9 protein-coding genes are annotated in these 14485 nt (G+C 49.0%); 5 read left to right on the top strand and 4 right to left on the bottom strand.

The features are described 5' to 3' along the window. The first annotated feature begins 102 nt into the window (after nucleotides 1–102). Together ACNI23_RS14570 and ACNI23_RS14575 are read left to right on the top strand one after the other, a co-directional pair. A complete protein-coding gene (locus ACNI23_RS14570; protein ID WP_420249746.1) occupies nucleotides 103–1500 on the top strand; it encodes an HD domain-containing phosphohydrolase in 1398 nt (465 codons plus the stop codon). Beyond that, nucleotides 1501–2898 (top strand): sigma-54-dependent transcriptional regulator, encoded by a 1398-nt coding sequence (locus ACNI23_RS14575; protein ID WP_420249748.1) that lies wholly within the window; start codon nucleotides 1501–1503, stop codon nucleotides 2896–2898. A gap of 12 nt (nucleotides 2899–2910) precedes the next feature. Here ACNI23_RS14575 and ACNI23_RS14580 read toward each other — a convergent pair whose 3' ends face one another. The 3 genes from ACNI23_RS14580 to ACNI23_RS14590 form a co-directional block, all read right to left on the bottom strand. Continuing rightward, complete coding sequence (locus ACNI23_RS14580) at nucleotides 2911–3615, bottom strand: carbonic anhydrase (protein ID WP_420249749.1); 705 nt, start codon at nucleotides 3613–3615, stop codon at nucleotides 2911–2913. Nucleotides 3616–3886: 271 nt separating this feature from the next. Continuing rightward, nucleotides 3887–5032 (bottom strand): lysylphosphatidylglycerol synthase transmembrane domain-containing protein, encoded by a 1146-nt coding sequence (locus ACNI23_RS14585; RefSeq protein WP_420249751.1) that lies wholly within the window; start codon nucleotides 5030–5032, stop codon nucleotides 3887–3889. Between the two features lie 2 nt (nucleotides 5033–5034). After that, nucleotides 5035–7743: a bifunctional acetate--CoA ligase family protein/GNAT family N-acetyltransferase gene (locus tag ACNI23_RS14590; protein WP_420249752.1), complete on the bottom strand. Its 2709-nt coding sequence runs from the start codon at nucleotides 7741–7743 to the stop codon at nucleotides 5035–5037. A gap of 224 nt (nucleotides 7744–7967) precedes the next feature. Between ACNI23_RS14590 and acs the strand changes: the two genes are divergently transcribed. From acs to ACNI23_RS14605, 3 genes are all read left to right on the top strand, one after another. Next, on the top strand, nucleotides 7968–9944 hold the full coding sequence (gene acs, locus ACNI23_RS14595; RefSeq protein ID WP_420249754.1) for an acetate--CoA ligase: 1977 nt from the start codon (nucleotides 7968–7970) through the stop codon (nucleotides 9942–9944). A 3-nt stretch (nucleotides 9945–9947) separates the two neighbouring features. After that, the gene (locus tag ACNI23_RS14600; RefSeq protein WP_420249756.1) at nucleotides 9948–10400 is read left to right on the top strand and encodes a pyridoxamine 5'-phosphate oxidase family protein; all 453 of its coding nucleotides are present in this window, start codon (nucleotides 9948–9950) and stop codon (nucleotides 10398–10400) included. Between the two features lie 104 nt (nucleotides 10401–10504). Continuing rightward, a complete protein-coding gene (locus tag ACNI23_RS14605; protein ID WP_420249758.1) occupies nucleotides 10505–13039 on the top strand; it encodes a cache domain-containing protein in 2535 nt (844 codons plus the stop codon). On the opposite strand, the gene ACNI23_RS14610 is transcribed toward ACNI23_RS14605, so the two are convergent. Next, nucleotides 12998–14455, bottom strand: coding sequence for an ATP-binding protein (locus tag ACNI23_RS14610; protein ID WP_420249760.1), 1458 nt, complete (start codon nucleotides 14453–14455; stop codon nucleotides 12998–13000). The genes ACNI23_RS14605 and ACNI23_RS14610 overlap by 42 nt on opposite strands. Nucleotides 14456–14485: the final 30 nt, after the last annotated feature.

The following is a 14485-nucleotide window of genomic DNA, read 5'->3' on the forward strand; positions in this document are numbered from 1 at the left end:
ATATTTTTCCTTATGCTTGCCTGACACTTACAATATCGTTTAATATAATACAGTATTTCAAAAATAAACTTGTTATAGTGAATAGTAACTAGCGGGATTTATATGATTTCATACACTGAAAAGAATGCCGAAAATAAACTCCCACCCCGAATAATGGTCGTTGAAGACGAAGCTATCGTCTCTCTGGATATACAGGGACGACTCAAAAGTCTTGGCTACGATGTTGCTGGAATAGCCACTTCCGGAGAACAAGCCTTAAAGCTTATTGAGGAAAGTTCCCCGGACCTGATTCTCATGGATATCATGCTTGAAGGAGACATGGACGGCATAGACACCGCTGCAAAAATCAATGAATACCACAGCATTCCAATAATTTATCTCACAGCTTATGCAGACAACGACACTCTGGTACGAGCTAAAATAACTGAACCATTCGGTTACATAATCAAACCTTTTGAAGATCGGGAACTCAACCTGACCATTGAAATGGCCCTCTATAAACACCATGCGGAAAGCACCCTAAATGATAACCGCCGCTGGCTGAAAACAACATTCGACAGTATTGACGATGCAGTCATTACCACAGATCACCATGGCCGTATCAAATCCATGAATAAAGCCGCTTGCTTACTCATGGAAAGTGACATCGAGGGTATGTTCGGGCGCGATTTTCAGGAAGCTGTCGATATCTTCGAAAACACAACAATGGAGTCTATAAAGATATTTTCGCATAATGATTCCGTCCTCAGCGATGTTGTCCTTAAAAGTCCACAAGGCACGATCCCGGTATCTGTCAATATATCAGGAATTTCAGAGAAAAATGATGTTGTGGGTAAGGTAGTGGTTCTACGGGATATTTCTGAACTGAAAAAAAGTGAAGACGCACTTAAAAGAAGCCTTAGCCAGCTAAGACGAACTTTTGATGAAACCGTTGCTTCTTTGACTGCCATGTCTGAAAAACGGGACCCTTACACTTCAGGCCACCAGCAGCGCGTAGCTGAACTTGCCTGTCGCATAGCGGTAAAAATGCGACTCTCAGCTGAAGAGATCAACTGCATCAGGATTGCAGGGATTCTGCACGATGTCGGAAAAATATCTATCCCGGCAGAGATCCTTTCCAAGCCGACCAGACTGACCGATCTTGAAATGAACCTGATGAAAACCCATAGTGAAGCAGGCTATGAAATACTGAAAGGAATTTCCTTTCCATGGCCCGTGGCAGATATCGTAATTCAGCATCATGAACGCATTGACGGGACCGGCTATCCCAATGGACTCAGTGGAGACAATATCCTGCGTGAAGCCCGGATTATCGCTGTAGCTGACGTAGTTGAAGCCATGAGCTCCCACCGACCCTACCGTGCTGCTCTGGGACTGCCCAGGGCCATGGCGGAAATTGCACGCGGACGCGGAACAGCGTATGACCCGGAAGCTGTGGATGCCTGCACCCAATTGATTGAAGAAGATAATTTTTCCTTTGAAACAAGTACGGATTTATAGATGAGCAAAAATATACTGATTGTAGATGACGAAGACGGCATCAGATACTCCCTGCGCGGAATACTTGAAGATGAAGGTTTTGACGTAAGTGAGGCCGAATCCGGTGAAAAAGCCCTTGAGCATCTCAGTGAAGACCAGCCTGACCTTGTATTTCTGGATATCTGGCTCCCGGGCATGGATGGACTTGAGGTCCTCGACCGCATCAAAAAAGAATGGGACTGGCTGCCCGTGGTCATGATCTCCGGCCACGGCAATATTGAAACCGCTGTTTCCGCTATCAAAAAGGGAGCCTTCGACTTCATCGAAAAACCCCTTTCCCTTGAAAAGGTTGTTATTACCGCGGAAAAAGCCGTGGAATTCTCGCGCCTGCAATCGGAAAACAAAGCCCTGCGCACCCGCATTGCCGCAGAACAGCCCGCCAGATTAACCGGACAGTCTGAATCCATCGACTCTATGCGTGAGGTAATCGGGCAGGTCGCTCCCACCGATGCGTGGGTACTTATCACCGGGGAAAATGGAACAGGTAAGGAAATTGTAGCCCGCTCCATCCATTCTCTGAGCCAGAGGGCGGACAAACCGCTTGTGGCGGTAAACTGTGCGGCCATCCCTGAAGAATTGATTGAATCTGAACTCTTCGGACACGAAAAAGGAGCTTTCACCGGGGCGGAAAAAGCTCAGGAGGGTAAGTTTGAGCTAGCAGACAACGGGACTCTCTTTCTGGATGAAATCGGAGACATGAGCCTGAAAACACAGGCAAAAATACTGCGTATTCTCCAAGAACAGCGCTTTGAACGTGTCGGCGGCAGAAAGACGATCAATGTTGATGTGCGCGTAATCGCCGCGACCAACAAGGATCTGTTTCAGGAAATCAAGAACGGTAATTTCCGTGAAGACCTATACTACAGGTTGAAAGTTTTCCCGCTCGAAGTCCCGCCCTTGCGTGACCGGAACAAAGACATCCCCCTGCTGATTGATGAATTCATTACCAGCCTGAACCGTCAGCATGGATTCAAGCCATTGACCTTCACCGAACCAGCTCTCAATATTTTGACTGAATATTCATGGCCGGGAAATGTACGTGAATTGAAAAACTTTGTGGAAAGAATGCTGATCATGTTCGGCGGCAAGGAAGTCGGGCCGGATAAACTCCCCCCGGAAATAGCCAACGGCCCGCGCATTGAAAAAACTGAGACTGAGACTGATCAGGACCAACTCCCATTACCTCTGCCGGAAGGCGAGGTTGATTTCAAAAAAGCCCGTGCTGATTTTGAAGCACAGTTCCTCGAAGCTAAGCTTCGCGAATACAAGGGAAACGTTTCAAAACTGGCTGAAGCTGTAGGTCTGGAAAGAAGCTCCCTTTATCGTAAGCTAAAGGCTTATGATATTCAGGTGGACTAGCCTGCATGGCATTTAAGGCCCAAGCCAGCGCACCGCTCCGGTATCAGTATCATAAATAGCACCCATAAGCTGAGCCTTGCCGGAACGAACCTTTTCTAGGATGGCCGGACACTGGCTCAAGATCTCACGCATTACCTGACGTACATTGGTTTCCGCCACCTTATCCGCCAGTTCTCCGCCCTTAAGCGAAGGGTAAAGCACACGGGTCATTTGAATGGCAGGTTCCAGCTTCCCCATAAGCTGCACAAGGTGTCCCTTCAATTCGACCTTATCAATAGCTGCTTTTATCAGGGTGGATCGGGTATGGCCCATCACTACCAGCAATGGGGTTTCAAGGGCCAGCATGGAATATTCCACCGAAGCCAGCGTATCCGAACCAGCCACATTACCGGCAAGACGGACGGTATAAAGATCGCCGAGACCTCGGTCAAAAATCAAAACCGGGTCCACCCGTGAATCAGAGGAGGTGACCACCGTGGCAAACGGATTCTGGCCCCTTAAAGCCAGAACTTTGCGCTGGTGAGAGGTCTGGTTAGGGTAAACACTGCTTCCTTTAACAAATCGCAGGTTCCCTTCCATAAGCAGGACCAGCGATTGATCAGCCCCTCTTTGCTCTTGGTCTGAGACAGATACAGAAGTTCCATTTTCAGCCAGAGCATAGGCACAAGGTAAATTCACCAGAAATACAGTTATCAATAATAAAAGTAATATCCTCAATTGGAGACTCCGCCGGTTGCGATTGGTTGCATTTATTAGATGGACCATACATACCACGGCCATGTTTATGCAAGGGGCGGTTTATAAATTACTTATGATGAAACATGTAAAGTTTTTATCCCGCAGACCGATCAGATAGGCAAGACATCAATCGGGAGGGTGTCAGGAACTGCCGAGACAGGCGCAGGTTCCTTAAAACCATGTCCGGTCCTTCACACGGGTAAGGCCTTCGCAAGAAAGCTTTACCTCGCAGAGCGGCCCGACATGGTTTTTATTTTTTGGAACGCATAACGAAGTAAAGCCCACTTAGACTAAATAGGGTCACCCAGATTCTATACATTAGAAAAATGGACGCCCCGGCAGTCACAGCTCCACTGGAGCCGAGATTGAGCAGGGTATCAAAGGCCGCCTCATTGACCCCCAGCCCAGCCGCAGGAGCAGGAATCACTCCAGCAAGAAAAGAGAGAGGGGCCGCAAAAAAGACTTCATTGAAATCAGGAGTCATCGGTAAATTTTGAATCAGGGACAAAAGATAAATCGCATAAACAAAGAAAATATGCTGGACTGCGGTCAAACCGACAATCCTTAAAACTGTGGATATTGAGTTACGATAAATCAACAGGGCAGAAACAACTTCCCCAATTTTTTCTCCAAGTTTTGAACCCTTGAAGAATTTCCGGAAAAGAAAGCCCTCCTCCAAAAACTCAGGTGCAGCCAGCGGAGCAGCCAGAGAGACAAGCGCGGCATAGAATAGGACCGGCCCAACTTCCCCGCCCAAAAAACCGGAACCGAAAAAACAAAGCATTCCAGCCAAAACCGGAAAAATCAAACCAACCGCAAAACCAGACACTCGCCCGCGCACAAGGGCCAAGAACCCCAACAAAGCACTCAACCAGATCAAACAAAGAATCCCCAGTGCCGGAACTGCAATAATCCGCAATTCAGGAGAATGTTCTACAAGGGGCCAATTGAAAGCCATCCCCAGCCCACCGAACATGAACAGTCCCATAATTCCAATAATTCGATCCACTATGATGGACGCACCAACCCTTGCGCCTTCACCGGTAATGCGGGTGGTGTAAAAGTAACGGGCCACATCACCGCTGGCTGACCCCATTACACATTGGGTGAAGAAATACATGATCGCGGAAATGGAAAAGCTATCCCTCAAGGGAAGAACGACTCCAGCCCCCCTCAATAACTCCACATAACGAACTGCGCCAAGACTCATACCAATAGCAATAACTACACAGGCAGCAATTAACCCGGGAATCTGGGTCGGCTCAACCAGCAAATATTCAGGACGAAGTCCCCCGGATTTAACCAGCCAGAAAAGAAGCCCCCCCGCAAGGAGGAGCTTAAATATGCTTAATGCAAGGCCCTTTCTGTGACTTGTCACGGGTTCAGGATAACTCAAACCTACTCCGTGTCGTCTTCCAATTTGGTACAATCAAGCCGCATTTCCACGAGGTCCTCTTCATAATTTTCACGAATCTCAAACCCGAACTTTCGGGAGAGCCCCTGCATGGCTTTGTTTTCAAAAAGAGTCTGACCCACCAGCCAGTGGGTACCGCGTTCTTTTGTATAGCGTATAATTTTATGAAAAAGCATAGACCCCAGGCCGGTTCCTTTAAGGTCGGACCGAATCAAAATGGCAAACTCAGCCTCGGAATTATCCGGCTTAGTGGAAGTGCGCACCACACCGAGAGTTTCAGGAGTTCCGGACTCGCCCACAGCTGTGGCTATAAATGCCATCTCACGGTCATAGTTAATCTGGGTGAAGCGGGACATGTCCTTGTGATCAAAATCCCTGCGCACCACGCCAAAAAAGCGCATACGCATATCCTCATCCGAGACCTGTTCCAAAAACTTGTAGTGAGCCGGTTCATCTTCCGGCCTGATGGGACGCAAGGTTACCTGCCTGCTGTCCCGAAGAACAACACACTCTTCCAATTCACGAGGATAAGGCCGGATAGCCAGTTGCGGGCAATCCTCACGGCATTCAGCCACCAGAATCTTGGCACCAAGGGCCAATACTCCGGTATCATCCCCGTAGAGAGGGTTGATATCCAGATGAACTATCTGGGGAATATCAATAAAAAGCTGCGAAACCTGTATCAAGGTTAGGCAAAGGTCGTCAATGTCCGCGGGAGGCTGTGTAGGAGTACCGGAAAGCAAGCGGGAGATACGGGTCCTGCTGATCAATTCCCGGGCAAGGGTCATATTCAAGGGCACCATGGCTACAGCCTGATCACGGACAACTTCACGTGTCATACCCCCATGACCGAAATGTATGATCGGACCGAAGGTGGAATCAGCGGACGCAGAAATGAATAGTTCATGCGACCCAAGTCTGCGGCCCATTTTCTGGACAGTGAACCCTTCGATATATGCATCAGGGCGCTGACGGTTGACACGGATGAGCATGGTTGCTGCCGCTTCCCAGACCTTTTCCGTACTTTCAAGGTCAAGGACAACACCCCCTACATCATAGGGCTGGTTAATCTGCGGAGAACGAATTTTAAGAGCTACCGGACAGCCAATTTCATCGGCGGCAATAACGGCTTCCCGGGCTGACAGTGCCACCTTTGTTTCCACAACAGGCAGACCATAGGCTGCAAGGACCCTGCGAGCCTCCGGCTCATTAAGCTCCTGCCGTCCCTCGGAAAGAGCATTGCGCACAGTTTCACGGGCAGTGGTCGTGTCCGGGAAAAAGTCAGTAGGCAAAGAATCCGGAGTTTCGGTCAGCAGCTCCTGGTTCCGCTGATACTCGGCCATGTACATAAACGCGCGCACAGCCTGATCCGCACTCTCATAAGTAGGAATGCCGTGAACAGAGAAAATTTTACGCGACTTGCGGGACATATCCGAGCCCAGCCAGGATGTCAGCACCATACGCCGGACCCTCTTAAGTCCCTTGGCAAGAATTTCAGCAACTTCAGCGCTGGAAATCCCGGCAAACGGAACATGAACCACCAGCACAGCGTCCACTTCCTTATCTTTAATCAACACCTTGAGTGCATCGAGATATTTCTGACCGGGGGTATCAAATTTGATAGTCACCGGGTTGCCTCCGCTCCACTCCCCGTCAAATACGCTATTCAGCTTTTCAACTGTATCATCGGATAGCTTTGCAAGCTTACCCCCACGACGGATCAATCCATCCGCTGCGGCGAGTCCCGCGCTGGTTCCGTTGACGATAATTGCCAAACGGTCTCCGCGCACAGGCTGACGCAAACTGGCAAGGGTCTGCGCTGCGTCGAACATGCCGTCAATGGTCTGCACCCGCAGCATCCCGGCCCTGCGGAAGGCCACATCATAGACTTCATCGGCCCGGGCAATCATGGCATTTTCCAGACGGGCCAGTTCCTGCGTTACATGCTGCAAAGCCTGTCCCGGACGAATAGCCAAAACAGGTTTATTACGCGAGGCCGCACGGGCCGCAGACATAAAATCGCGAGCATCATGAATAGATTCAATATAAAGCAGGATGGAACGGGTCTGGGCATCAGAACCGAGATAGTCAAGAACATCACCAAAAGTTAGATCAATACGGCTGCCCAGCGAAACAACATGGGAAAAACCGATATCATTTGTTGCCGCCCAGTCCAGAACAGTAGGGATAAAGCTATCCGATTGAGAAACAAAAGCTATTTTACCCGCCTTGGCAGGTAGAGGAGCAAGACTGGCATTGAGATTCATGGCCGGAACAATAAAGCCGAGACTTTTGGGACCGAGAATTCTCATTTGGGGAGAATTGGCCGCCCTGAGCAGCTCGGCCCGCAGCCTGACCCGTTCATTCTCGGGAATGGCACTGAAGCCCGGACCGATCAAAGCACAAGCCTTAACCCCGATGTTGCGAAGCCTTTCCAGCAGTGGTGGACATTCTTCTAGTGGAAGGCAGATAATCGCAAGGTCCGGGACCTTGGGCAGATCAGATACATCCTTATAAGTCAAAACCCCGGAAATAGCCTCAGCATCAGTGCTCACCGGCATCACCGGGCCGAGAAAACCTCCGCCCATAAGGTTGCGCATAAGAATATTACCCGCATTCGCAGGGTCATTGGTTGCACCGATTACGGCCACTGATCCGGGCTGAAATAGATATTCCAGATTGATAACACTCATGAAAGCCTCTTGTTTGGGTTCCGCTGCTTATCCTTCCACAACCTTCTACATACCCGTTGATCAAGCTGCATATCAAGCATAAAGCGTTCAACACAGCCTTAAATATTCCGTTTCCGCCGATGGTTATCGGTCCGCAACCCTGTTCAACCCGGCTGAAACAGCGTATATGATTAATTGAAGTGTACACAAACCAGCATAAAATTTCATGAGTCGGAGCCGGAAATATGAGTGAGAACAGCATTGAAAACCTGATGAACGAAGAGCGGACCTTTGATCCCCCAGAGGAAATGCTGGCGAATTCCAATATAACTGCACAGCAATACGAAGAAGCCTGTCGTATTGCAGATGATGATCCCGAAAAATTCTGGGCAGAAAGAGCGCGGGAATTGTTACTTTGGAAACGGGACTTCAAAACAGCCCTTGAGTCAAATCCTGAAAAAAATGAATATAAATGGTTTGCCGGAGGCAGGCTGAACGCCTCAGAAAACTGCCTCGACCGCCACCTGGAAAACGGCAAACGCAACAAGGCCGCCCTGATCTGGCAAGGCGAACCGGAAGATGAAGTCCGGGTCTTCACATACCATATGCTGCACCGCAAGGTCTGCCGTTTCGCCAATGTGCTCAAAAAAATGGGTGTATCCAAGGGCGACCGGGTAGCCATCTACCTGCCAATGGTTCCCGAACTGGTTATCTCCATGCTGGCCTGCGCCCGCATCGGTGCTGTGCATTCAGTAATTTTTGCCGGATTTTCCGCTGTCAGCCTGCAGAGCCGAATCATTGACTGCGATGCAAAAATACTTATTGCCGCGGATGGAGTTCTCCGTGGGGGCAAAACAATTCCCCTGAAGCGTAATGTGGATGAAGCCCTTTTCGAATGCCCGTCAGTTGAGCAGGTCATTATGGTCAAACGCACCGGGGACGAAATTGATTTCATCGAGGGCCGCGACACATGGTGGCAGGATGAGATGGCAGCCCCGGACATTGAAGACTACTGCAAGCCGGAATCCATGCGCTCCACAGACCCGATGTTCATTCTGCACACCTCCGGTTCCACGGGAAAACCCAAGGGCATCGTGCACAGTACCGGCGGTTATATGACCATCACCGCCCACACCAGCCAATGGGTCTTTGACCTGAAGGACGATGACGTGCACTGGTGCACTGCCGATATCGGCTGGATCACCGGACACAGTTACACCGTATACGGACCGCTGGCCCTTGGAGCGACCACCCTGCTTTTCGAAGGTGTCCCGACCTATCCCCGGCCGGACCGCTACTGGGAGATAATCAACCGCTACGGGGTAAACATCTTTTATACCACCCCTACGGCCATCCGCTCCCTCAGGCGTGAAGGTTCACAGTGGACCGAAAAGTACGATCTTTCCACCCTGCGCATTCTCGGCTCCGTGGGCGAGCCCATCAACCCGGAAGTCTGGATCTGGTTTCATAAGCATATCGGCAAGGATAAACTTCCCCTGCTGGACACATGGTGGCAGACAGAAACCGGCGGCATCCTTATTTCACCGTTGCCCTATGTGGGCAAACTCAAGCCCGGATCAACCGGACATGCCCTTCCCGGGATAAAGACAGCCATCGTGCGCAGTGACGGCAGCGAAGCCTCTGCAAATGAAGGCGGACACCTGCTGATAACAAAACCGTGGCCCGGCATGCTCTGTACCATCCACAATGATGACGCACGTTACCGCAGGACATACTTTGAACGCTTTCCAGGCAACTATGAAACCGGAGACGGGGCGAGGATTGATGAAAACGGATTCCACTGGATCATGGGCCGCCTTGATGACGTGATTAATGTTTCCGGTCACAGGCTGGGCACCACAGAAATTGAATCCGCACTTATCGCTCACCCGGACGTAACTGAAGCCGCCGTGGTCGGGATTCCACATGAAGTAAAAGGACAATCGGTATACGCATACGTTACCTTGCGCAGCGGTCTGGATCAGGACGATGAAACACGCACGGCCTTGTGTAATTGGATAAGTGAAAAGATTAGCCCGATTGCCGTACCTGAAGCCATCCAATTCTCCGAAGGATTGCCAAAGACCCGTTCCGGCAAAATCATGCGCCGCATTCTGCGTAGTATTGCGGTAGGTGAAACCGAATTCGGTGATACTTCGACTCTCTCAGATGCTTCCGTAATCAATGACCTTATTGAAGGACAGAAAGTCCTTTTCGAGTAAATCATGTGTAATGACCAGCGATTAACTCACTGTCAGGAACTCATCCGCAAGTGCAATATCCTTGTTCTGGCCACTTCAGGTAACGATGGAATTCACACTTCACTTATGGCTTACGCCAGCTCTGCGGACTGCAGTGAGATATACATGGTCAGCAACAGAAAAAGCCGCAAATGGCAGAACCTGTCCCAAAATGCTCAGGTCAGCCTGCTTATCGATGACCGGGATGGAAAACTATCCGACAGGCGCCATGAAATAAAGGCTCTTACTGTCAAAGGAACTTATGTCCCGGTTACTGATAAATCAGAAATCAAAACCATTAAGTCTGCAATTGCCGATACTGCTCCGGCAATTGCAGACGCCTTTTCCGGACCTGAAAATTCAATCATCCGCATCAAAGCTGATTCCTTTCAACTCCTGAGAGGTCCGCAGGATTCCTTTTACATAGACCTCAACTGAAAAACATATCCCCCCGGATAGTAATTAAATTTACCGCCTCTTATTACTATGCTATATTTATAACAGGAGAATCAGATTCCAAGTAATATGGCCGAGGGAGGATAATGTTCAAATCCATGAAGGCAATCCTGCTTTTATTTGCAGCCGGGCTGGTCATATCGACTACTGCCGGATTGACTTACTTTGCCCAGCGTACGGTAACCGAATCTGTCATGGAATCAGAATTCGCCCATGCTCAAGCCATCGTGGACGCTGTCTACCAAGAAGTAACCAATCAATACCAAAGCGTTGTTTTTTCAGAAAAATATGCCCTCGCTTCTCGCAAGGAACAACTGCAGAACATTGTGGGCATTTCCATCGATCTGATCCGCTTGAATTACAATAAGTACAAGCAGGGGGTCATCTCAGAAGGTGAAGCCAAAAGACTAAGCATCGAACAGTTGAAAAGCATGCGCTACGACGACGGCACCGGATACATATGGGTTAACGACGACACCACCCCCATCCCTCGGATGATAATGCATGCGACAATGCCCGATCTGGATGGGAAAATTCTGGATGATCCCCGCTTCAAAGGGGTCAGGGAAAGCAACGAGAATCTCTTTGTAACCTTCCGCGAAATCGGCACCCAATTCGGTTCCGGTTTCGTAGAATATCTTTGGCCCAAACCCACTAAAAACGGTTTCAGTAAAGAACAACCTAAACTGTCATACGTAGAAATATTTAAGGAATGGGGCTGGGTTGTCGGTTCGGGGGTCTACATTGACGACATCGAAGCCGAAGTAAACGCCAGAATCAAAGCTGTACTTAAAGAGCTTCGGGAAAGCTTCAAGAAGACTAAAATCGGCAAACATGGCTACATATTTCTATTTTCAGGTAAGCCGAAGCTGGTTATCCACCCTGTTTACGAAGCAATGCCCATAGCTGATCTTTTAAACCCCGAAACAGGCAAGCCTCTCTTTCTGGAACTAAAAGAGGCGGCGCATGTGGACGGAGTTATGGAATATTTATGGGATAAACCTCCGCGCAACAAAGGAGATTTCAGCTTCCGCAAGAGGGCCTTTATCAAATATTTCGAACCACTGGATTGGTATATATGTTCGACCGCCTACATGGATGATCTGGAAAAACCGGGCCTTATCCTCAGAAAAGAAATAACCATGCTCTCCATCGGTGTGCTCGCGCTGGCCCTTTTCTTCGCCACCATACTCTCCAGCAAAATAGCCCAACCGCTCATGAAGCTCACTGCTGCCGCCCGGGCTATCCGCGAGGGTGGAGTCTCAGCTTCTGAAATCCCACAGGAAGGCCCTAGGGAAATCCGGGAATTAGGTACAGTTATCAGTCAAATGCTGGAATCCATAAAGTCAGGAATTGAGGAAAAAGAACATCTCCTGTCTGCTCTTGAAGACGGCAACAGTCAGCTTTCAGCCAGCAACCGCCAGCTTGAAATAAAAATCAAAGAACACGCCCGCGTACAACAGGAACTGATCAAACTACGCAACCACCAAAAGAATATTATAGATTCCATGCCCTCCATACTTGTGGGCTTAGACAAGGCCGGAGCGATTACCCTCTGGAACAAAGGGGCTACCACGTCCAGTGGAAAGGAATTCGAAGATGTTTCCGGCAAGCTGCTTTCTGATGTATTTCCCCAGTTGGATAACGAAATAAAGAAGGTAAGACAGCAGATTATCGATGGTAAAACCGAACAGAAAACACGTATCCCACGCGTTATTGATGGTGAAACAAGATATGAAAACTTAACCATCTATCCGCTGATCAGTGACGGATATGACGGCGCAGTAATCCGCCTTGATGATGTTACCGACAACGTCCGTATTGAAGAGATGATGATCCAGACTGAAAAAATGATGTCTGTGGGCGGCTTGGCTGCCGGCATGGCTCATGAAATCAACAACCCCTTAGGGGGAATACTGCAGGGCACCCAGAACATTGAACGAAGGCTGCGCCCCGGTATGGCCAAAAATGAGCAGGTCGCCCGCAAGCTGGATATTTCTCTAGAAACGGTCAACGAATATATTGAAGAACGCGGCATCTTGAAAATACTGTCCGGCGTAAGGCAATCCGCAACCCGGGCAGCCGGAATCATCTCCAACATGCTTAATTTCAGCCGCAAAACCGATGTGCACCGCACCACCTGCAAACTAACTAAACTGGCAGACAGTGCTGTGGCCCTTGCGGAACAGGATTATGACCTTAAGAAAAAATATGACTTCAGAAAAATAGATGTCGTCAAAAATTATCAGGAAAACCTGCCATTTGTAATTTGTTCAACTACTGAAATTGAGCAGGTTATACTTAATCTTCTGGGTAATGCAGCCCATGCCATGCAGGAACACAATTGCGAAAATCCGAAAATTGAAATCAAAATATGGCAGGACGGGGATTACGTGGCTGTTTCTATTTCCGATAATGGCCCGGGCATGGAAGAAAATATCCGCAAAAGAGCCTTCGAGCCATTCTTCACCACCAAGCCCAAAGGGGTCGGAACCGGACTGGGACTTTCAGTTTCCTACTTCATAATTACTGAAAACCACAGCGGCAGCTTCAGTATTGAATCAACCCCGGGCAGCGGATCAAAATTCACCTTCAAGCTGCCCGTCTCCTCCCCGCGCTGATGCGGGATTAAAATCTACAACAACGGTTGTCCCTTCCCGGCAGGACTCCATGCAGATGGAGCCGCCGTGAACCTTGGCGATCAGGCTGGCTGAATAAGTTCCCAACCCTGTTCCGCCGTTCTTGCCCGCAGTGGAATACTTTTCGAAAAAACTTTCTCTGACAGAGGCCGGAACTTCCCCGAAATTATGAATGGATACACGCGGAAATTCGCCGCTACTGAGTTCTACCGTTATCGGTTTTCCGTCCGGGGTGGCTTCAATAGCATTTTTAAGCAGATTGGAAAGCATGGAGAAAAGCAGCAGGTCCTCACCACGAACAAAGAAAGAAGCATGCTCATCAACCTCGCTATCATCAATGAACACCCTAAACTCAGAACCGCGGCTCTCAAGCATATCCTGAAGATCAATTGCAATGCGCCTTATCAATGGCAGCACATCAACCTTTTCCGGATCCAGAATATAAGAATCTGTCTCCATGCGGTAAATATCATAAGACCTGTTGACCAGCCCCAGCATACGGTATCCGGCATCCTGAATATTCTTGATCAGCTCAATCTTTTCAGGGTCACTTTCATCAGCGATTAATAGGTGCGGAATATTAATCACCGCATTGAGGGGGGTCTTCAAATCATGTCTGGTTATACGCTCCACATCAACACGAAGTAATTCGCCCCGCTCATGATTAATAACATCGATAATCGTCGAGGCCACGGAATTACAAAAATATTCAAGAAAATCCGTACCCATCTCAGGATGAAAACGATCTTCCGAAGGATCGTGTATAGAGAATAAACCGATAAGCTTCCCGGGGTTGTACTTATCAATCATCCCGAAGGCGAAACAGGAACCGCCCATCTCCGGCCCTACTTCCGGGTCCCCGAAAAAGACATCCGGGCGCATCATCCGCGAAATAGGCCCGAGAAAAACACGGTTGGAACCATTATTCAAGGTTGCATCAATATAGCGCATGCAGCCTTTGAGATAAAAAGTCGGGATTTCCGGGCATGGCATCCCCTTGCACAACTCCCGATCCAGAACCACTGCAATGCGACCAAGACCAAGCTCCTGCGCTACCCCGGTCAGCATATCGGAAAGGCCGGCAAGAGATTTAAGACCGTTCACATACTGAAGGGCCCTGCCGAACTTGGCAAAAAGCTGAAAATCAGAATTATGAACGCTGTAGGCTTCCTTGAGCTGTCCCTCAAGAGCCTGGATACGCTCATCTTTTTTAGAAATATCATGGCGAGCGCCAAGAACTTCATCTTCCTGCGAAAGAAAAGCGTCACGAGCATAGGCATAATTCTCATACAAATTCTGGGCAATGAAATCAGCCTGCTCCCCGTCCTCTTCTTTGATGAGCCGCTTAAGAAGGTCCAGCTGTTCTCCGAATTTCTTCAATGTAGGCAGATTGTCCATGCAGATTCCTATGCTTGTTATATTGTTTTG

The organism is Maridesulfovibrio pacificus (SeqCode), from assembly GCF_048612815.1.
GTDB classification, from domain to species: domain Bacteria; phylum Desulfobacterota; class Desulfovibrionia; order Desulfovibrionales; family Desulfovibrionaceae; genus Maridesulfovibrio; species Maridesulfovibrio pacificus.